This window comes from Streptomyces sp. BL1 (assembly GCF_057628045.1).
Genome location: NZ_JBXYWZ010000002.1, coordinates 7,921,953 through 7,942,659 on the forward strand (window position 1 = coordinate 7,921,953; position 20,707 = coordinate 7,942,659).

The window sequence follows — 20,707 nt, forward strand, 5'->3', positions numbered from 1 at the left end:
AGGAAGGTACCGGTCCCGAAGCCGGCACTCCCGGCTGACCTCTCCATGCGGTGGCGCGGGTGGGGCGCATGCCCGGGTTGTGAGCGGCTGTCCGCCCTCCCGGTTGCTGAGTAGCGTGGAGTCCTCGGGGGACTCGGGCCGGGCAGGGGCAGCGGTCCGGGGACGGGATGGGGGCCACCGTGGAGGTAGCCGGGCAGAGCCGGGCGGTGGGGAATCTGACGCCCGAGTCGACGAGTTTCGTGGGGCGCCGGGACGAACTCCTGCGCATTGCGCACCACTTGGACGAGGAACGGCTGGTGACCCTGACCGGGGTGGGCGGAGTGGGCAAGACCCGCCTCGCACAGCACGTCGGGGCCCAGCTGTCACCGGCCTTCCCCGACGGAGTGTGGCTGGTCGAACTCTCCCCTGTGCGCGACGGGACGACACTGGCACTCGCCCTGTACAAAGCCCTTCGGCTGGTCGACCAGTCCACCCGGCCCGCGAGCGAAGTGGTGGCCGAATGGCTGGCGGACAGGCGGCTGTTGCTGATCCTGGACTGCTGCGAACATCTGGCAGCCGCCTGCGCCGGCCTCGTACAGGAGCTGCTGGCCGCGGCGCCCGGAGTACGCGTGCTGGCCACGAGCCGCCGCCCGCTGGCAGCCCCGGGCGAGCAGGTGCTGACCGTGCCGCCGCTGCCCGTCACCGCGACGGGGAACACCCATCGGGAGCAACTCCCCGAGGCGGTGGTGCTGTTCATGGAGCGCGCCGCCGACGCGGCACCCGGCGCCGTCACGGCGCGGAACGGCGCGGAGGTGTCCGAGATCTGCGCGCGCCTGGAAGGCATCCCGCTCGCCGTGGAGTTGGCTGCCGCGCGGCTTCCCGAGATGCACCTGGCCGGGCTCTCCACACGCCTTCGGGCCCGCTTCGAGACGCTCGCGTCCTCCGACGGTGACGAGGGCGAGGGGGAGCCACGGCACCGGGCGCTGCGCACCACGATCGGCTGGAGCCACGAGCTGTGCGCCCCGCTGGAGCGGCTGTTGTGGGCCCGGTTATCGGTCTTCGCCGGCGGCTGCGAGCAGGAAGCGGCGGCCTGCGTCTGCTCCGGGGGACCGATGAGTGCGGAGGAGGTGCCAGGGCTGCTGTCGGCCTTGGCGGACAAGTCGGTCCTGCAGCGGACCGACAGCCCGCGCGGGCCCCGGTATTCGATGCTGGACACGGTGCGTGAGTACGGCCGCGAATGGCTGTGCAGGCTCGGTGAGGAGCCCGCGTTGGAGCTCCGGCACCGCGACTACTACCGCTGGCTCGCGCTGACCGGCAACCGCGAGTGGATCGGCCCAGAGCAGGTGGCCTGGTACGAGCGTTGCACCGCTGAACACGCCAACCTCCGTACCGCGCTGGAGTGTTGCCTCGCCGGCCCGGACCCGCGCTGCTCGCTGGAGATGACGGGCAACCTGTGGTTCTTCTGGATCGCCTGCGGCTTCCACCGCGAAGGCCGCCACTACCTGGAAGCGGCCCTCGCAACGGCCCCGGACACCGCGCCGGACGCGGACCCGGCCCCGGAGCATTTCTGGGCCCAGTGGGCCTGCGGCTACGTGGCCTGTCTACAAGGTGACCTCGACGCCGGTTCCGTACGGGAGACCGCCTGCACGTCGCTCGCGGACCGACTCGGCGACCCGGCGGCGACCGCGGCCGCGCTCTGGCTCACCGGGGTGCACCTGACGCTGACCGGCCGGGCGGCACAGGCATTCGCCCTCCTCAGGGAGACGGCCCGCTCGCCCGACTGCGGCGGTGGCTCCGTCACTGTCCGGCTCCTGATCCTCGCCGCTGTGCCGTTGGCCCATCTCCACCGGGGAGACTTCGCCCGGACCGGCACGGCGGCCGCAATCCTCCTCGAAGAGTGTGAACGGCTCGACGAGCAGTGGCTGCGCGGCTACGCCCTCTACTTCCTGTCCGCAGCCGCGCTGGCCGTCGGGGACACGGCCGGGGCCACCCGGTACGCCCGCGACGCCGTCAGGATCAGGTGGCTGCTGCGTGACCCCTTGGGGGCCGCGCTGACCATCGACGCACTGGCCCAGGCCGTCGCCGCGGCCGACCCGGAGCAGGCCGCACAGCTGCTCGGTACCGCGGACACCCTCTGGTGCGAGTGCGGCCGCGCGCAGATGACCTCTCGGGAACTCGTCGCGGCCCGCCAGGCCTGCGAACACCGACTCCGCGACGCCCTCGGACACCACGCCTACGACGCGGCCCACCGCACAGGCCTGGAGAAGTCCGTCGACGAGGGCATCGCCTACGCGCTGCACACGCGATAGTCCTCCCGTACGCCGGACCCCGTGCACGCCGCCGCTGTCGCGAGAAGCCGCCCGGCCGCGTCGCACGGGACCGACGCCCCCGGGAGTTGGCGGGGCGCCGGGGTCCGGGCCGGGCACTCCATGGCGGGTGCCCGGCCCGGACTCCGGTGGCGTCAGCCGAGTTGGACGTCAGCCGAGTTGGACGTCCTTGTCGCGCAGTACGGTCAGGGTCGGCGCGTACATGCGGCTCTTGATGGTGGCGAGGGTGTCGCCGGCCTTGCCCGCCTGGGCCTGCGCGATCTCGATCGCGGTCGAGCGGACGGCGTCCTCGTCCACCGCGTGGTCGACGACGCCGGCGGTGGCGGCGTCGTGGCCGCCGAAGCGACGGGCGGTGACCATCGCTTCGTGCGCGGTCTGTGGAGCCAGTCGGGCCTGGATCAGGGCGGACATCCCCGGCGTGAAGGGAATGTTGATGTCGGCCTCCGGGAGACACCAGAAGCCGCGGTCGGCACGCATCACCCGGAAGTCGTGGGCCAGGGAGAACATCGCGCCGGCCGCGAAGGTGTGCCCCTGCAGGGCGGCCACCGTGACCACGGGCAGCGACAGCATGCGGGCCAGGAGTTCATGGACGGAGACCACGTACTCCTGGTGCTGGTCGGCGTGGGCGAACAGCCAGTCCAGATCGAGGCCGTTGGAGTAGAACTTCCCCGTGGCCGCGGTCACCAGGGCGCGCGGCCCCTCGGTCTTCTCCACTTCCTCCAGGGCGGCGTTTGCCGACGCCAGCCAGTCGGGGTGGAAGCGGTTCTCGCCGTCTCCCAGGTCGAGAACGAAGACGTTGTCCTGGCGGTCGAGTGTGGGCACGGGGACTCCTTCAGTCGGGGCGGTTGTGAGGTGATGGCGGGTCATGAGCGGGGCTCGTGACCGGTGTCGGGACGGTCGTGCAACGCGTGGACCAGCAGGTCGTGGATTTCACCGGCGGCGGCGTCGAGCGGGGCGGTGCTCTGCTCGGCACGGCACATGATCACCGCGCCTTCGACGGCGGCGATGACGAAGGCCGCCAGCCTCTTTCCGCGTTCGTCGGGCAGCCCGTGCCGGACGAACATCGCGGCCAGCGCCTCTCTCCAGCGGGCGAACACCGAGGCGGCGGAGCGGGCGAGTTGAGGGGCGTCGTCGTTGGTCTCCACGGCCACCGCCACGACGGGGCAGCCGGCCCGGAAGCCGCTCTCGACGAGCCTGTCGCGCCACAGCGCGAAGAACGCGTCGACCGCCTCCACGGCGTCATCGGCCTGCACGGCGGTCTCGATGAGAGCGGCGACGAAGTCCCCGGCGAGTGCCACCGCTTCATCGACGAGCTGTGCCCGCCCGCCGGGGAAGTGGTGGTAGACCGAGCCGCGCGGTGCACCGCTGTGCGCGAGTACGCGGTCGATGCTCGTGGCACTGGCGCCGTACTCCCGCAGCAGCGCGGCAGCGCTGAGCACCATCCGCTCGCGGCTCTCACCCCTGCGCGGGCTCACGCTCCCACCGCCTCGGCGACCGTGCGGAAGCCGCCTGCGGGGGCGGAGTTCGGGCTTCGGGACATTCCGGGTGCGTGCCTTCCAGACCGTCGGCCGGGGTACGGGCCGACACGTTGCTACCGGCGAGTAATTTATGGTCTATGGCATAGCGCATGCAAGGGGTCTGCGGAATCACCGTTGCGACAGGTGGGAAGCAGGTGGGAAGCAGGCGGGCCAGAAGGGCGCACGACTGTGCCGGGACCGCGATGCGGCCCCGGCACAAGGGGGTGGGGGAGGGGAGAGGCGTCAGATGAAGGCGGAGATGAGCAGCGTCATGACGAGTCCGCAGACGCTGACGATCGTCTGGATCATCGTGTGCGACTTCGTCGCCTGGCCGAGCGTCATGCCGAAGGACTCCTTGACCAGCCAGAAACCCGCGTGGTTCACGTAGTTGAGGCCGATGGAGCCCGCGCCGATGGCGACGACGAGCAGTGAGGTGTGCAGGCTGCCCTCCGTGGCGGCCATCGGGGCGAGGATGCCGGTCGCGGCGACGATGCCGACGGTGGCCGAGCCGGTGGCGAAGGAGAGCACGAGGGCCAGCAGCCAGCCCAGTACGAGCACGTTGAGGTGGACGCCGGTCGCGGCCGACTCGATGGCCTTGCCGATGCCGGAGTCCTCCAGCACCTGGTTGAAGGCGCCGCCCCCGGCGATGATCAGCAGGATGCTCGCGACGGACTTGATGCTCTCCGTCAGCGAGTTGCGTACCTCGTCGGACGGCATGCCGCTGCGGTAGCCGAGGACGAACAGCGCGAAGAGGAAGCCGGCGAACATGGCGATGACCGGCTCGCCGGTGAAGGTCAGCACGTGGCGTACGGGGCTCGATTCGTCGCACACCAGCTCCGCCAGCGTGCGCAGCAGCATCAGCAGCACGGGAACGAGCACCGCGGTCAGCGCCCAGCCGGTCGGGATCCTCTTCCCCGAGGGGGCGGTCCCGGTCGCACGGGTCGCGACAGCGGTGCGCGTCGCGGTCCCGCCCGGCTCCGGGGGCGTACCGGGCGCATCAGCTGTGCCGGAGCCCACGCCACCGGTCGTGCCGGCAGCCGCTTCCCCGGTGAACTGGGCCGTCAACTCCCGGTCCGGGTAGACCGCGAGACGCGGTGCGATCCAGCGGCCGTAGACGGGGCCGGCCAGGATGACGGTCGGTACCGCGCAGACGAGGCCGACGAGGATCGTGGTGCCCAGGTCGGCGTGCAGGCCCTCGACCGCGATGAGCGGGCCGGGGTGCGGGGGCGTCATGCCGTGCAGCGTCGAGAGCGCGGCGATCGCGGGCGCGGCCAGGTAGACGTACGGCGATCCCTTGATCTTGTCGCTGCCCTCGAGGCGCTGCGCCACGCTGAAGATGAGCGGCAGCAGCACGATCAGCCCGATCTCGAAGAACATCGGGATGCCGATGACGAATGCCGCGCCCGCCATGTACCAGGGCAGGGAGCGCTCGCTGGCACGGTCGACGATGAGCCGGGCGATCCGGTCCGTGGCGCCGGAGTTGGAGAGCAGCCGGCCCAGCATCGCGCCGAAGGCGAGGGTGATGCCGACGTCGCCGAGGATGCCGCCGGCGCCTTTCTCCACCGACTCGGCGATCTCCTCCGTGGAGAGGCCCGCGACGAGTGCGGAGCCGATGGCGACCGTCATGAGGGCGACGAACGGGTGGAATCTCAGCCGGGAGTTGATCAGGATGATCAGCGCGGCGATGGCTCCGGCGAGGGTGGCGAGCAGCATCCAGGCGTGCGCGGTCACTGCAGACCCCCTCGTCCCGCCGTACCGGCGTGTCCGGCCACGGCGGCCGGCCCGGCCACGGCAGCGTGAGCCCATCCGCGGTGCGGGGTACGGAATGCCGCGCCCGGTGTGCGCGGGGCGCCGGCGTACGGCGCGGTGCATAGCCTTGTCATGAGAACTCGGAACTCCATTGGTCACGGCGGCTCTTGGGCCGGGCTGCCGGACCGCCGCACGCGTCGGTGCCCCGCGGTCCCGGCCGCCGTACGGCCCTGCGGGAAGCTATCCGTGGGCCGTCGAGGCGCTCCAGTATCTGCGCGCAACCCGCGAAACCGCTGTTCTGCGAGTTGTGCGCATTGTGCTCGCAATGCTCGGCCTCCGCGGCCGAAGCGTACGGGCGGACGCGGGAGCGCCGGCGGCGCCGGATACGTTGATCCGGTGAAGCCCTCCGAGAATCCTGCCGCCCGCCGGGCCCCGTGGCCCGCGCCGCGCGGCCGGCAGCGGCCCCGCCGGGGACTGCGGCTGCGGCTGAGAAGCCAGGTGCTGCTGCTCCAGTGCGGAGTGGTCGCGGGCGCCCTCGCCGTCGCGTTCGGGGCCTTCGCCTACGTCAACCACCACCGGCTGATCCACGAACACCAGCTCCGCGCGCTGGCCGTGGCCCGTACCGTCGCCTCCCAGCCCGCCGTACGCGCCGCAGCCCAGCGGTATTCGGCCGCTGCCCACGCCCACCCCGGCCGCGGCGCCGCGCACACATCCCGCTCGGTCCTCGCGGCGGAGCCCGTGCGCCAACTCGCGGAGACCGTACGGAAACGCACCGGCTCCCTGTTCGTCGTCGTCACCGACGACCGGGGCGTCCGGCTGGCCCACCCCGACACGGCAGAGCTGGGCAGAGAAGTCAGCACCGACCCCAGGAAGGCGCTGTCGGGCCACGAGGAGCTGGCCCACCACCGCGCGAACCTCGGCAACGAGGTCGTCGCGAAAGTCCCCGTCTACGCGCCCGGGTCCACCACCCGCGTCGTCGGCGAGGCCAACGTGGGCGTCGCCGCCTCCGACGTACGGGCCCAGCTGCTGCGCGTCCTGCTCGGCGGACTCGGCTGGCTCGTCGTGGCCCTGCTGCTCGGCATCGCCGCGTCCGCTCTGCTCGCCCGGCGCTGGAAGCGGCTCACCATGGGCCTCGAACCGGAAGAGCTGGCCGGACTCGTCCAGGAACAGGAAGCCGTGCTGCACGGCATCGGGGACGGGGTGCTCGCCGTCGACGGCGCTGGCGCCGTCACCGTCGCCAACGACGAGGTGCGCCGGCTGCTCAACACCGCTGCCCAACCGGGCAGCCCCGTCGAGGAGTTGGGGCTCACACCGCGCGTCCTGGGCGAGATCCGGCAGCCCACCGGGCAACCGGTGCTCACCGTTGTCGGCGACCGGGTGCTGGTGCTCTCCGCCCGCACCGTCCACCGCGAAGGCCAGGACCTCGGCACGCTGCTCACTGTCAAGGACCGCACGGACGTGGAGTCACTGACGCGGCAACTGGACGCCGTACAGACGATGAGTACGTCGCTGCGCGCCCAGCGCCACGAGTTCGCCAACCGGCTGCACGTACTCTCCGGCTTGGCACACGGCGGCCAGACCACCGAGATGACCACCTACATCGACAGCCTCCTGGACTCCGGGCCGCTCGGTGCGTCGGTGACCGGGATCGAGGCCGTGAAGGACCCCTATCTGCGGGCCTTCCTCACGGCGAAGGCGGCCCAGGCGCGGGAGAGCGGCGTGACGCTCGTACTGGGCGGCGCCACCTGGGTCGACGCGGCAGTGGCAGCGCCGGTCGACGTCACCACCGTGCTCGGCAACCTCGTCGACAACGCGGTCGACGCCGCCCGGGACGGGACACGCGAACACCCGTGCGTGGAGGTCGAGTTGATGGCCGACGGCACCACACTGCTGATCACCGTCGCCGACTCGGGGAACGGCATCCCCGCCGACCGTACGGACGAGATCTTCCAGGAGGGCGTGTCCACGAAGGACCACGCGCCGGTACCGGGCGGCCGCGGACTCGGCCTGGCCCTCACCCGGCAGATCGTCCGCTCGCACGGCGGCGACATCCGCCTCGCCGAACACGGCGGCCCACCGCACGCCACCGCGGACCACCCCGCCGAGCCCGAACAGGTCTCCGGCGGTGCGGTGTTCGTCGCCCGGCTGCCCGGCGTCATGGACGGCGCAATGGAAGGAGCGCAGTGAACGCCCCCGCACCCCTGTCGGTGCTGGTCGTGGACGACGACTTCCGCGTCGCCGATCTGCACACGGACCTGGTGAACGACGTACCGGGATTCACCGTCGCCGCCACCGCGCGCACCGCCCGGGAAGCGCGCGACGCGGCCGCCGGAACTCCCGTCGACCTGGCGCTCGTCGACATCTACCTGCCCGACGGACCGGGCACCGAACTCCTCCGCGACCTGCACTGCGACAGCATCGTCCTCAGCGCCGCCGCCGAAGGCGAGACGCTGCGCCGCGCGCTGTCGGCCGGCGCGCTCGCGTACCTGCTCAAGCCGTTCCCGCCGGAGCTGCTCGCCGAGAAGCTGCGCGGGTACGCCCGCTATCGGCGGCTCGCCGCCGCGGACACCCTCGATCAGGACGCGATCGACGACGCCCTCGGCGCGCTCCGCGGCGGCCCGCCCCGCCGCAGCCGCGCGGCCGCCGCACAGACCGTCACCCGGGAACTGGTCCTGACCGCCGTACGCGACGCCGGACAGCCGCTCTCCTCCGGCGAGGTGGCCGGCCTCACCGGCGTCTCCCGCGCGACCGCCCAGCGCTACCTCGCCGACCTGGTCAAACGAGGCCACCTCGGCATGCGCCTCCGCTACGGAGCCACCGGCCGCCCCGAGCAGGAGTACGCCACCTCCTGAGCGCACCGATGACGGGCGCCGCTGCGGCTTCACTCCTTGACGGCATCGGCGGTATCTCCGCCGTACGCCCCGCAGTTCGCGATCGAGGCATGGACGCGGCGACGTGACCGGCTGACTGCGCGGACCGAGGCGAGGGTGCACCTGTGCGTGCTGCCGCACCTGGTGAACGGGTCGTGTCCAAAGGGTTGTCGGAGATGCTCAGTGCACTTACTTTTAACGCGCTTCGACATGCGTTGAACCAACAACCGCTGCGGGCAGGTGTGTTCGCCGCGCCTGCCGCCCTGCGCGAAGGAGGCCGCAATGAAGCGGACCACGGCACACGCGCGATCGAGACGCCGGGCGCGGACGGCGGGACTGGCCGCCGCCGCGGTCCTGGGGACGCTCGTCATGGCACCCGGGCCGGCCTCGGCCCGCGAACCGGACCGGCCCGAACTGAGCTCCCGGGACGTCCCGGTGATCGAGACCGACGGGCTGCGCTTCCGGGACCTGGACCGCAACGACTCCCTCACCCCGTACGAGGATTGGCGGCGCACCCCGCAACAGCGGGCGCGGGACCTGGTCGGCCGGATGAGCCTGGAGCAGAAGGCCGGTCTGATGGTCCACGGCTCGCTGACCTCCTCGGGCCAGGGCTACGACATGGCCAAGGCGTCCCGGCTGGTGAAGGACCGTCACCTCACCAGCGTCATCACCCGCCTGTCCGCCAAGCCCGGCGCGCTGGCCACCGCGAACAACGCCGTCCAGGAGATCGCGGAGAAGCAGCCCCTGGGCATCCCCGTCGTCGTCTCCACCGACCCGCGCAACGGCTTCTCCGTCACCGAGGGACAGACCGTCGCCGGCTCCGGCACCACCGCCATGCCCGACACCACCGGGATGGCCGCCACCGGCAGCCCGCGCCTGACCCGCGAACTCGCGGACATCGTGCGCCGGGAGTACCGCGCCATGGGCATCAGCGAGGGCCTCTCCCCGCAGGCCGACATCGCCACCGAGCCCCGCTGGACCCGCATCAACGGCACCTTCGGCTCCGACCCGGAGACCGCCCGCCACCAGATCAAGGCCTACGTCGCCGGCCTGCAGAACGGCACCGGCGGCCTCGGTACCGGCAGCGTCGCCACCGTCACCAAGCACTGGGCGGGCTACGGCGCGCAGGACAACGGCTACGACAGCCACTACTACTACGGCCGGTACGCGACGTTCCCCGGCAACAACTTCGCCGCCCATCTCACCCCGTTCCGGGGTGCGTTCGCCGCCGGCACCTCCGGCGTGATGCCCACGTACTCGATCCTCAAGAACCTCGTGCACCGGGGGCACAAGCTCGACCAGGTCGGCGCCGGGTACAACTCCTACCTGCTGAAGGATCTGCTGCGCGGCACCTACGGCTTCGACGGGGTGATCGTCTCCGACTGGGGCATCACCAACGACTGCCCGCAGGCGTGCAAGGAGAACAAGCCGCCGAAATCCTTCATCGGCTCCTGGGGCGCGGCCATGCCCTGGGGCATGGAGGACGCGAGCGTCCTGGAGCGCACCGCGGCCACCGTCAACGCCGGAGTGGACCAGATCGGCGGCTCCGACGACCCGGCCCCCGTCGTCGAGGCCGTGCGGAAGAAGATGATCTCCGAACCGCGGATCGACGCCTCCGCCCGGCGCGTCCTGGAGCAGACCTTCCGGCTGGGCCTGTTCGAGAACCCCTACGCGGACCCGGAACGGGCCGACGCCGTGGTGGGCAACCGCGCCTTCCAGCGGACCGGCGACCGCGCCCAGGCCGCGTCGCAGACCCTCCTCACCAACGAGGACCGGACGCTGCCCGCGCGGAAGTCGAAGGTGCACTCCGTCTATCTGCACGGCGTCGCCGCGAAGGCGGCCGAGAAGCGCGGGCTGACGGTCGTCGACGATCCGGCGAAGGCGGATCTCGCCGTGGTCCGGCTGACCGACCCGCGTGGCGGGTCCGACCTGACCGGGCTGGGCTTCACCGGCTCCGAGAAGGACTACCGGGCGCTGAAGGCGGCGAAGGCGGCCGGCGTGCCCACCGTCGCCGCGCCCAAGCTGGACCGGCCGCTGATCCTGACCGACGTGGTCGGGCAGGCGGACGCGGTGCTGGCGAACTACGGCGTCTCCGACGAGGTGCTGCTGCAGACCGTGTTCGGCGAACGCCGGCCCGCAGGCCGGCTGCCGTTCGAGCTGCCTTCGTCGACGAAGGCGGTCGAGGCCCAGCACGGAGACGTCCCCGATGACTCCGAGGACCCGCTCTTCGACCGCGGCTCCGGCCTGCGCTACCGCTGACCGGAACGCTGCCCCGCACACCGCCCCGGGCCGGCCGCCGGCCCGGGGCACCGGCGACCGCGGAAGCGGTCAACCACCTTGCCAGTTCCGGGAGTTGGTCAGTTGCCGGTGGAGCGGTCAGGCTGTGGTGCCGTCCATGCCGGTACGGCCAGCCCTGTCGGCGGCGGGTTTTTCCTGTCCGCTGGAGGTCACCCGCCCCGCGCAAGAGGACGAGCCCCTCAGCGGGCGTCCGTGCACGACAGGAGGAACCGTCATGGGCGACAAGGACATCGAACAGCGGCGCCGGGAGGAAGAGCGTGAGGCCGAACGCGGAAAGCGCGCGGCCGAAACGCACCAGGAAGCGCGCGCCAAGGAGGAACGGGCGGCCTCTTCGCGAAAGCCGGGGCCCGTTCGCCGGAATGACGACGGCCCGGACGACGCCGCATAGCCGGTCACGACGCGAGGGCCCGGTTCGGGAGACGGCTTCCAAGTCCCCATGGCCGCCTGGGTCCCCGCGTCCGTCCAACGGGAGTGCCCGGAGGCCCAGTTGGTGGGTCTCCGGGCGTGTGGAACCTTCGGCGGCCCTCATGGCGTGAGGGTCTGAGGGCGAGTGCCCGAGGCCGTGCGTCCGAACCCGGGCTACTTGGACTCGACCCGTCCGAAATCGCCGGGACCGGTCGTCAGCGCGTCGCGGGCCGTCTGCCACGCGGTGTCGGCGGGGTGGAAACGGGTGCGGAGGTAGGCCGCGGTGAGCTGCCCGACCGCGGCGACCCGCCCGGGGTTCTCGTCCGTGGTCTCGGCGGCGTCGTACCCGGAGATCCCGCCGAGCCCGTGCTCCGCGTCGAACAGGGTGAGCAGGGATGTGGGGCCGGGGGCGAGGACGTACGGGTCCGCGTACCAGTCCGGGCCCATGTCCGTGAAGTGCCGGGGTCGTCCTTGTCGCCGGCGACGACCAGCGTGGGCGTGGCCATCGCGGAGAAGTCGATGCTCCGGAAGTACGGCGCCTGCTCGGCCATGACCCCGTTCAGGACGTCGCCGCCCCGGCCGGGCGCGGCCAGCAGCACACCCGCCGTGATGCGGGGTTCGGCGAGGTTCACCTCCTCTCCGGTGTCGGGGTCGGTGATGCGGGCGCCCAGCAGGAGGGAGGCGGTGAAGCCGCCGAGTGAGTGCCCGGCCACGGCGACCTTGCCGCGGTCGATCCGTCCGGCGAGCTGCGGTACGGCGGTCTCGATCACGTCGAGCCGGTCGAGGATGTGCGTCATGTCCTCGGCGCGCGAGCGCCAGAAGAAGGGTGCCCCCGGAGTGTCGCCGAGCAGCGGGCTCAGTGTGCTGGAGCTGAGGTGGGTGGGCTGGACGACGACGAATCCGTGCGCCGCCCAGAAGTCGGCGAGCGGCCCGTAGCCGTTCAGCGAGGAGAGATTGTTCGAGGGGCCGTGGCCGTGGGACAGCAGGATCACGGGCAGGCCGGTGCCGGTCACGGGTGCGGAGACGCGCACCTGGAGGTCAACGGGACGTCCGGGTATGGGCAGCACCACCGGGCTGAACGACAGCACGGGGGCGGGCGGGCCGAAGGCGGCGGGAGTGTCGGCGGAGGCGTTCACGATGTGTGGTTCCCCTTTGGGCTGGGCCGCCGGTCGTCCCCACGGGGGCGGCGGCAGACAGGTGGGCAGGGGCGTTCGGCCTCGGTCACACTGAAGCGGAACGCTGCTCCGATTAGTATTTGGAGCAGCGTTCCGCTTTGTCAACCGCCCGGAAGGCCCGCCCGGGGTCCACTGCCGCAGCGAAGCGTTCGCCGCCTCGGGGCGCAGCGCTCAACTGGGCCGACAGGTGGGGGAGTTGGTCAGCTGCCGGTGGTGGGCGCCTGCTCCGCCAGCCGGCTGTGGGCGGCCTCGAGTGCGGTCTCCACGTCCTTGGTGCCCGTGGTCACGCACAAGGTGTAGGTGAGGTCGGCGAGCTGGGAGCGCAGCTGCGGGCCGTCGCCCTGCTGAAGCTGCACGACCAGGGCCTCGTACTGATCGAGAAGCTGCTGCAGGACGGCGGGGCAGGCTTTGAGCACGGCGTCTCCTCGGGCGGCTGTGCGAGCGGGCTCGGTGTACGGGCGGGGTACCCCCGGCCGCCCCTCACATGCGGTGCGAGCGCTGGGGGTGGGGCTGCCCCGAGCAGGGGAGAGCGGCTCGACCGGCGGCCGGACGGGTCCGGCCGCCTGCCCCGTACGGGACAGCCCGGTCTGAAAGTACGGTCCGTTGTCGTCCGCGGGGCGGAGCACTGCCGTCGGCCGGAACAGGTCCGCCCGAACGGCCGCGCCCGGGGCGGTGGCGGGCGCTTCACATCGCCGTCGCGGAGGCCTTTGGCGCAGAACCGGGCTCTCACGGGGAAGTGGCGCTGAAGAGAGGCCCGCACTTCGGCGCGGGCCTTCACGTATTCGTTCCGTGTGCCTCCGCCGGGCCTTGCCGGACACCGGAGATCCCGCCTTCGCCACGGTGCCGGGCTGCCATGAAGAAGGCGTCGTTTCCGCGTGCGGTCCGGCATTCACCCCGGCTTTTTCCGGATCCGCAGGGGAATGGACGGCACCGGCGAAGCGTCGCAGTGGACGTCTGCGATGGTCCTTACCGGTCGATGTCAAGAGCCTGAAGTGAGAGCCCGTTCACTCCCTTCCTGTCCTTTTCATCCCGCCAAATTGCCCACGGTTCGTGTGGCGGTGACCGCGCACTGTCGCCAAACCCCCCGCTTCTTGTGACACCAGGCATAGGACGCACGTCACTTACGAACGGGATTAGTGTCCGACTTCCCGGTGGTGCCCTGAATCCCGCAGAAGGCGGGAACTGAAAGGATCAACGAAACGGGTCCTCGCCCACTACGGAGGATAGTACGTCACACTTTTGATGCACGCTTTTCGGTCCCTTAACAATTGGTCCGGTCGCACGGCGTCGGAAAAGAAATCCGCTCTCTGACGGCGCAGTGCCTGCGATCGGAATCTATGGAAAGGGTCCGCAACCCCATGCTCAGCTCCATTCGCTCCACCCGACTGACCAACACCCAGCGGCTGTCCGCAGCCGGCGTCGCCGTCACCGGCGCCGCGGCGATCACCGTCTCGCTCGTCCCCGGCGTGGCCTCCGGCGCGGAGGGCAAGCCGCAGGAGGCGAAGCCCGAGATCGTGCAGAGCCAGGTCGCCACGCACGGCACCACCCACTCGGTGAGCAGCCAGGACGGCCTCCTGCCCGCTCAGCGCTCCGGCCCCGATCAGCTGGCCAACGTCGTCGGCCAGCAGGCCGTCGGCGGCTCCGGCGCCCAGCAGCAGGCCGCGGCCAAGAAGGCCAAGGCCGAGAAGGCGGAGAAGGCAGAGAAGAAGGCCAAGCAGGAGCGCGCCGCGAAGGCCGCCGCCAGCCGCAAGGCGCAGCGCGCCGCGGTCAAGCAGTACCCGAACAACCTGGACGGCTGGATCCGCGAGGCGCGGGCCATCATGAAGTCCGAGGGCATTCCCGGCTCGTACAACGGCATCAAGCGCAACATCATGCGTGAGTCCGGCGGCGACCCGAAGGCGATGAACGACTGGGACGTCAACGCCCAGAAGGGCACCCCGTCCAAGGGTCTGCTCCAGGTCATTCAGCCCACCTTCGACCACTACCACGTCAAGGGCACCAAGAAGGACCTGAACGACCCGGTCGCGAACATCACTGCCGCCTGCAACTACGCGGCCGACCGCTACGGTTCGATGGACAACGTCGACTCGGCGTACTGAGTCGTCCGAGCCGAAGCCGACGGCAAAGGTGCCGACGGCAAAAGCTCCGGCGGTGAATAGCCCCGGCAGCAGAATCCTCCGGCGGTAAAGCGCCCTTGAGTCCAGTGCCGCACCAAGGGCCGACGCCTTCTCCCCCCTCATGGGCCGCTCACGCAAGGTCCGGTACGACGGACCTGTCCGAGGTCCGGCATTGCGCCGTGCACCCGGGGTCCGGCATCGCGCCGCTTGCGTACGGGCCGGTATCGCTCCCGGCCTGGCCCCCGTCACCCGGTGACATTCCCAGGGCCTCACCCGTACACGCCGGGCTCCTTTCAGCGGGGCCGGTGAAGTCATCGAGGCCGATGTGCCGCCCTTGTCCGTATTCAGGGAATGCGGACCGGGATCGGCACGTTACCGTCGTCGGCCGTACCGGTTCGCGACGCGGACCGTGGCGGTACCGACGCCTCACCGACGCAGGAGCAGGATATGAGCACCATCGAGCTCACCAAGGAGAACTTCGACGAGATCGTTTCGGGCAACGACTTTGTCCTGATCGATTTCTGGGCGAGCTGGTGCGGCCCCTGCCGCCAGTTCGCGCCCGTCTACGAGGCGGCTGCCGAGCGGCACGCGGACCTGACGTTCGCGAAGGTCGACACCGAGGCGCAGCAGGAGCTGGCCGCGGCGTTCGAGATCCAGTCGATCCCGACGCTGATGATGGTCCGCGAGCGCATCGTGATCTTCTCCCAGCCGGGCGCCCTGCCCGAGGAGGCCCTGGAGGACGTGATCCGTCAGGGCCGCGAGCTGGACATGGAGGAAGTGCGGAAATCGGCCGTCGAGGCCGGTGCCGCCCCCGAGGCCTCCGAGCAGTAAGCCCCGCGCCGCGGACCCTTGCGGGGTGCGGCTCCGGAGAAACAGCGGCCCGGTGCGCCGCCCGTACGCGGGCGGGCACCGGGCCGTTGTCATGCGCGGTTGCCGTCGGGTGGGGGCCGGGGGAGCGGCAGCGGCAGGTGGTTCTCGCCCCGTACGGGTGAGGCGTCGCGCCGGTGCGCGGCGGGACCATGCCGGCAGGGCACATGCCCGCCGACGGGGGAGCGGGGGCGGCTCGGCAGCAGCGCAACTCGGCCCGGGGGAGGCAGAGTTCGCAGGGGTCGCCCCCGCCCCGGCGGGACTACACTCTCGCGCACCACGCACCGTCGCGCGCGAGAGTGAGGTGCGGTGATGAGTGACCCCCCGGGCAGCCCGCCTTCCCGCCCCGACCCCGAGCCGTGTCCCGCACCGGGGCCCGGCACCGCCGTACCTCCGCTGCCGGGGTGGCTCGTCCCCAGACCGCGACTGGTCGCCCGGCTCTCCGAAGGCGTACTCGGACCCCTGACCGTGGTGATGGGCCCCGCGGGAGCCGGGAAGAGCGCGCTGGTCACGGAGTGGGCCCATGGCGCCGCGCCACCGGGCCCGGTGGTGTGGGTCTCCTGCGACGGCGGGACCGAGTCGCGGGAGGTCTTCTGGCCGCGCGTGGCGGCCAGGCTGCGCGCCTGCGGAGTGGAACTGCCCGCTCCCGTCCCCTGGACCGCCGCGGGCCGTCCCGCCCCGGACGGTGAGCGGCAGTCAGGCGCCTCCGTGACCTACGCGTTGACGCAGCGCAGCGAACCCTTGGTGCTCGTCCTGGAGGACTTCCAGCCGGAACCGGCGTCGGCCCTCGCCGAGGACGTGACACAGCTGCTCAGGCACGCATCCCCGGCGGTGCGCCTGGTGATCGTCGCCCGCAGGGACCCGCCCCTGCACCTCCACCGCCGCCGGCTCTCCGGCGAACTGGCCGAACTGCGCACAGCTGACCTGGCGTTCACGGAGAAGGAAACGGTGGCTCTGCTGGCCCAGCACGGCGTCACGCTGGCCGGCGCGGCAGTGCGACGGCTCACGCAGCGTACGGAGGGCTGGGCGGCGGGACTGCGGCTGGCAGCCATGTCCATGGCCGGACACCCGGACCCGGCACGCTTCGTGGAGCGGTTCGCCGGAGACGAGGAGGCCGTCGTCAGCTATCTGGCCGAGGAGGTCCTGGACGCCCAAACCGCCCCCACACGGCACATATTGCTGTCCACCAGCATCCTCGACCGTATGAACAGCGAGCTGGCCGCCGCGGTCGCGGGGGAGGAGCCCGGGGACCAGTTCGCCGCGCTGGTCAGGGAGAACTCCTTTCTGCAGCCCCTGGGTCAGGGCTGGTACCGCTGCCACCGCATGTTCCGCGACGTACTGCGGCTGCGGCTGCGCCACGAGGCCCCCGTACAGGTGCCGCTCCTGCACCGCCGGGCGGCGGCCTGGCTGGGGGAGCGCGATCTGCTGCCCGAGGCGCTGGAACACGCCCTGGCCGCACAGGACGCTCCGTACGCCGCCCGGCTGGCCGTCGGACACCTCGCGGTCGGCCAACTCCTCGGGTTGACCGGCGACCGGCTGCCGGACGGGCTGTCCCACCGCCTCCTCCAGGGCGTCACGCAGACGTCCGCAAGCCCTCGCGAGCCGGAAACCGCCCTGGCCGCCGCGGCGTTGGCGCTGGCACACGGGGACGTCGAGGCCTGCGCCGAGGCCCTGGAAGAGACCACAGGACCGGGCGCCGGCACAGGTGACCCGGTCCTCGCCTCCGCCCTCACCCGCGCGGCGATCCGTACAGCGGCGGCACGTTCCTCCGAACCCGTCGCCGCGCTCGCGGCCGCGGGCGAAGTGGCGGAACTGTACGTCCGGTTGCCGCAGGAGACACGCGACCGCTGCCCCGAGCTGAGGGCGCTGACGCTCCTGGTGCGCGGTGAGGACGAACTGCGCCGCGGGCGGCTGAAGAACGCGGAACGCACGCTCGCCGCGGCCCTGTCCGCGGCCGGCCCGGCAGAGGGCGGGACACTGCGCCGCGACTGCCTCATCGCGCTCGCCCTCCTGGAAACGCTGCGCGGACGGATCCGCTCCGCCGCCGACCTCGTGGCCCGGGCCCAGGCCCCGCCGACTCCCGCGCCGTCGCCCACCGACCGCTCCCGGGCCGCACTCCACGCGGTGTACGCCTGGGTCTGCCTCGCACGCGGCGAGACGGACCGGGTACGGCACGAACTGGCAGCCGCACAAGCGGCGTTGGACACGCTGCCGGACCCGCCCGTCGCCGCCCTCGGCCTGCTGGCCGGGGAGGTGGCGGGCCTGTGCGCGACCGGCGGCCCGCCCGCGCCCGAGACCGTACGGGGACTGTGCGCCGCGGTGGCGGGCCCCTGGCCCACGGACGGGCTGGAACGCGCGGTGCATCAGGCATGCGCTGCTTCGCGCCGCCACTCGCGCGTCGCGGAGCCTTCGGCTACGCCCCAAGTGCCCGCCCGGGCAGGGGAGATGAGCGCCGGCGGTACGCGCGGTGCGGCGCTCAGCCGACGGGAGCGGGACGTACTGGAGCACCTGGCGCGGACCATGACCACCGAGGAGATCGCCGACGCGATGTATCTGTCGGTCAACACCGTGAAAACCCATCTCAAGAGCGTCTACCGCAAGTTGGAGGTGACGCGGCGCTCGGCGGCGGTACGGCGCGCACGCGAGCTGGCGCTGCTGTGATCCCGCACTCCGTTGTCCACTGGGGTCGGTTGACTCGTGGGCCGGCGGTTGCTCAGTCCGTGCCGGGCGAGACGTCGGAGTCGCCGGACGCCGGGAGCCGCCGCACCTCCACGAGTTCCAGGCCCAGCGACTGGATCCGGTCGAGGATGCCGTAGAGCGCGGCCTGATCCATCCCGGCGCCGCGCAGTGCCGTCTCGGCCGGACAGGGGATGACGGTCAGCTCGCCGAACGCCTCGCGGAACGAGTCGCCGAGCGTGCCCCTGATCCGGATCTCGAACTCTTCGCCTCCCTGCGGCATTTCGCCCTCCCCGGTCCCGTCCATGGCGTTACCCTCTTCACCGCCGGGGCCTGGCTCATTCTCGCCGCCGCCCACCCCGCGCACGCCTCACCCGCCGGGGGTGAGTACGACGTACCCGCGGCGACACGACCCTCCGGCGCCGTACCGCCGAGGGGCGCGAGATGGGGAGGGAGCGACCCGGGGGCCGCCCCTCCGGGTCAGTCCGTCGCGGCCGTGTCGTCGAGCGTGCGGCGTACCGCCTCCAGCGCGGCGGGGTCCTCGATGGTGGGCGGGACCGGGTCCGTGTGGCCGTCGGCGATGCGGCGCATCGCCTTGCGCAGGATCTTCCCCGACCGGGTCTTGGGCAGCGCCGTGACGAGGTCGACCTGCTGCAGCGCCGCGACCGCGCCGACCTGATCGCGTACGGTCTGCACGAGCTCCGCCCGCAGCTTCTCGGCACCGGCGTCCCCGGCGTCCGCCGCCCCGGCCTTCAGGACGACGAGGGCGCGCGGCACCTGACCCTTGAGCGCGTCGTGCACGCCGATCACGGCGGCCTCGGCGACGGCGGGATGCGAGGCCAGCGCCGCCTCCAGGGACCCGGTCGAGAGCCGGTGCCCGGCGACGTTGATGACGTCGTCCGTGCGGCCCATGATGTGCACGTAGCCGTCCGCGTCGACGAACCCGCCGTCGCCCGTGGAGAAGTGACCCGGCTGCGCCTCCAGATACGAGGCCCGGTACCGCTCGTCGTCCTCCCACAGCGTCGTCAACGTGCCCGGCGGCAGCGGCAGTTCGAGACAGACCGCGCCCTCGATGCCCGGCCCCGCCTCGCGGCCCTTCTCGTCGAGGATGCGCAGCCGGTAACCCGGTACGGGCACGGACGGCGAACCGGGCTTGAGAGGCATCGGGTGCAGGCCGCGCGGGTTGGCGACGATGGGCCAACCGGTCTCGGTCTGCCACCAGTTGTCGATGACGGGCACGCCGAGGGTACCGGAGGCCCACTCGTACGTGTCGGGGTCGAGGCGCTCGCCTGCCAGGAACAGCAGCCGCAGCCGTGAGAGGTCCACCCCTTCCAGCAGTGTGCCGTGCGGGTCCTCCTTCTTGACGGCGCGCAGAGCGGTGGGCGCGGTGAACAGCGTTTCCACTCCGTACCGTTCGGCCACCCGCCACAGCGCGCCCGCATCGGGCGTGCCGACCGGCTTGCCCTCGTACAGCACGGTCGTGGCGCCGGTGAGCAGCGGCCCGTAGACGATGTAGGAGTGGCCCACCACCCAGCCCACGTCGGAGGCCGCCCAGAAGACCTGGCCGGGGCCCGTGTCGAAGATGTTCCGCATGGACCAGGTCAGCGCGACGGCGTGGCCGCCGTTGTCGCGCACGACGCCCTTGGGCTTCCCGGTCGTGCCGGAGGTGTAGAGGATGTAGAGCGGATCGGTCGCCAACACCGGTACGGGGCCGGCCGGTTGGGCGGCGTCCATGAGGGTGTGCCAGTCGGCGTCGCCGGGGCCCAGGTCGGCGCGCAGCTCGGGACGCTGCACGATCACGCACAACTCGGGCCGGTACGTCGCCAGTTCGAGAGCCTGGTCCAGGATCGGCTTGTAGGGCACGACCCGGCTCGGCTCGACACCGCAGGACCCGGCCACGATCACCTTCGGGCGGGCGTCGTCGATGCGCAGCGCCAGCTCGCGCGCGGCGAAACCGCCGAACACCACGGAGTGCACGGCCCCCAGGCGCGCGCACGCCAGCATGGTCACGACCGCCTCGGGAACCATCGGCAGATAGACGACGACCCGGTCGCCCTTGCCCACGCCCTGCGCGCGCAGCATCCCCGCGCACCGCTCGACCTCCGCCAGCAACTGCGCGTAGGTGTACTCGCGGCGGCTGCCGGTGACCGGACTCTCGTACACCAGCGCCCGCTGTGCGCCGCGGCCGGCGGCCACGTGCCGGTCGACGGCGTTCACGCAGGTGTTGAGCATCCCGTCGGGGAACCACCGGTACAGCGGCGCGTCCCGCTCGTCCAGCGCGACCGTGGGCGGGCGTTCCCAGGTGACCGCGGTGGCGGCCGTGAGCCAGAAGCCCTCGGGATCCTCCTGCGCGGCGGTGACCGCGTCCTCGTACGGGCTCGACTCGCGCCAGGCGCACGGCACGTGCACGGTGCCCGTACCGGTGGGGTCCGTCGGGCCGGGCGCGCCGACGGACAGCTGCGCGACCAGCGCCTCCCAACCGGTGTGCCAGTCGGGGACGGTGGCCAGGGGCGCGGCGGCCGCGGCGACAGCCGCCACCTCCAGCTCCACCGTCTCACCGTCCGCGAACCGGCCCAGCCCGGCGTCCCGCAGCGCCGCGTCGGCGGCGTCACGGGTGAGCCCGTGAACGGCGACGGCGAGCCGACCGCAGTCCTCGGGCGCGTCGATACGGATGCCGGACGAGCTGACCTGCACGAGCATGCGCCACTCCTTCTCCGCGGCCCACCC

At 72.0% G+C, this 20,707-nt stretch carries 14 protein-coding genes and 1 pseudogene; 8 read left to right on the plus strand and 7 right to left on the minus strand.

Features of this window, described 5'->3' with window-relative positions:
• The first annotated feature begins 206 nt into the window (after nucleotides 1-206).
• Nucleotides 207-2,288 (plus strand): ATP-binding protein, encoded by a 2,082-nt coding sequence (locus tag AC3AGO_RS35010; RefSeq protein WP_487824335.1) that lies wholly within the window; start codon nucleotides 207-209, stop codon nucleotides 2,286-2,288.
• Nucleotides 2,289-2,456: 168 nt separating this feature from the next.
• On the opposite strand, the gene AC3AGO_RS35015 is transcribed toward AC3AGO_RS35010, so the two are convergent.
• The 3 genes from AC3AGO_RS35015 to AC3AGO_RS35025 all read right to left on the minus strand — a co-directional run bounded on the left by AC3AGO_RS35015 (nucleotide 2,457) and on the right by AC3AGO_RS35025 (nucleotide 5,554).
• Complete coding sequence (locus tag AC3AGO_RS35015) at nucleotides 2,457-3,128, minus strand: enoyl-CoA hydratase-related protein (RefSeq protein ID WP_487824336.1); 672 nt, start codon at nucleotides 3,126-3,128, stop codon at nucleotides 2,457-2,459.
• A gap of 41 nt (nucleotides 3,129-3,169) precedes the next feature.
• On the minus strand, nucleotides 3,170-3,781 hold the full coding sequence (locus AC3AGO_RS35020) for a TetR/AcrR family transcriptional regulator (RefSeq protein ID WP_487824337.1): 612 nt from the start codon (nucleotides 3,779-3,781) through the stop codon (nucleotides 3,170-3,172).
• A 285-nt stretch (nucleotides 3,782-4,066) separates the two neighbouring features.
• Complete coding sequence (locus AC3AGO_RS35025) at nucleotides 4,067-5,554, minus strand: GntP family permease (protein WP_487824338.1); 1,488 nt, start codon at nucleotides 5,552-5,554, stop codon at nucleotides 4,067-4,069.
• A 414-nt stretch (nucleotides 5,555-5,968) separates the two neighbouring features.
• Here AC3AGO_RS35025 and AC3AGO_RS35030 point away from each other — a divergent pair, with 414 nt between their 5' ends.
• From AC3AGO_RS35030 to AC3AGO_RS35045, 4 genes are all read left to right on the plus strand, one after another.
• Complete coding sequence (locus AC3AGO_RS35030; protein WP_487824339.1) at nucleotides 5,969-7,759, plus strand: sensor histidine kinase; 1,791 nt, start codon at nucleotides 5,969-5,971, stop codon at nucleotides 7,757-7,759.
• Nucleotides 7,756-8,424, plus strand: coding sequence for a response regulator (locus AC3AGO_RS35035; protein ID WP_487824340.1), 669 nt, complete (start codon nucleotides 7,756-7,758; stop codon nucleotides 8,422-8,424). Before AC3AGO_RS35030 ends, AC3AGO_RS35035 begins: the two co-directional genes overlap by 4 nt.
• 300 nt (nucleotides 8,425-8,724) lie before the next feature.
• The gene (locus tag AC3AGO_RS35040) at nucleotides 8,725-10,701 is read left to right on the plus strand and encodes a glycoside hydrolase family 3 protein (RefSeq protein ID WP_487824341.1); all 1,977 of its coding nucleotides are present in this window, start codon (nucleotides 8,725-8,727) and stop codon (nucleotides 10,699-10,701) included.
• A gap of 253 nt (nucleotides 10,702-10,954) precedes the next feature.
• Nucleotides 10,955-11,128, plus strand: coding sequence for a hypothetical protein (locus AC3AGO_RS35045; RefSeq protein WP_487824342.1), 174 nt, complete (start codon nucleotides 10,955-10,957; stop codon nucleotides 11,126-11,128).
• Nucleotides 11,129-11,319: 191 nt separating this feature from the next.
• On the opposite strand, the pseudogene AC3AGO_RS35050 reads toward AC3AGO_RS35045, so the two are convergent.
• Together AC3AGO_RS35050 and AC3AGO_RS35055 are read right to left on the minus strand one after the other, a co-directional pair.
• Nucleotides 11,320-12,281, minus strand: a pseudogene (locus AC3AGO_RS35050) (alpha/beta hydrolase family protein).
• Nucleotides 12,282-12,520: 239 nt separating this feature from the next.
• A complete protein-coding gene (locus AC3AGO_RS35055) occupies nucleotides 12,521-12,736 on the minus strand; it encodes a DUF5133 domain-containing protein (protein ID WP_487824343.1) in 216 nt (71 codons plus the stop codon).
• A 942-nt stretch (nucleotides 12,737-13,678) separates the two neighbouring features.
• Between AC3AGO_RS35055 and AC3AGO_RS35060 the strand changes: the two genes are divergently transcribed.
• The 3 genes from AC3AGO_RS35060 (at nucleotide 13,679) to AC3AGO_RS35070 (ending at nucleotide 17,965) form a co-directional block, all read left to right on the plus strand.
• Complete coding sequence (locus AC3AGO_RS35060; protein ID WP_487824344.1) at nucleotides 13,679-14,419, plus strand: transglycosylase SLT domain-containing protein; 741 nt, start codon at nucleotides 13,679-13,681, stop codon at nucleotides 14,417-14,419.
• Nucleotides 14,420-14,884: 465 nt separating this feature from the next.
• Entirely contained in the window at nucleotides 14,885-15,268 is a 384-nt protein-coding gene (trxA, locus tag AC3AGO_RS35065) for a thioredoxin (RefSeq protein WP_487824345.1), read from the plus strand.
• A 348-nt stretch (nucleotides 15,269-15,616) separates the two neighbouring features.
• On the plus strand, nucleotides 15,617-17,965 hold the full coding sequence (locus AC3AGO_RS35070) for a winged helix-turn-helix domain-containing protein (RefSeq protein ID WP_487824346.1): 2,349 nt from the start codon (nucleotides 15,617-15,619) through the stop codon (nucleotides 17,963-17,965).
• Nucleotides 17,966-18,017: 52 nt separating this feature from the next.
• Here the strand turns inward: AC3AGO_RS35070 and AC3AGO_RS35075 are convergent, their stop codons facing one another.
• The gene (locus tag AC3AGO_RS35075; RefSeq protein ID WP_487824347.1) at nucleotides 18,018-18,287 is read right to left on the minus strand and encodes a hypothetical protein; all 270 of its coding nucleotides are present in this window, start codon (nucleotides 18,285-18,287) and stop codon (nucleotides 18,018-18,020) included.
• Nucleotides 18,288-18,460: 173 nt separating this feature from the next.
• Entirely contained in the window at nucleotides 18,461-20,680 is a 2,220-nt protein-coding gene (locus AC3AGO_RS35080) for an AMP-binding protein (protein ID WP_487824348.1), read from the minus strand.
• Between the last annotated feature and the right edge of the window lie 27 nt (nucleotides 20,681-20,707).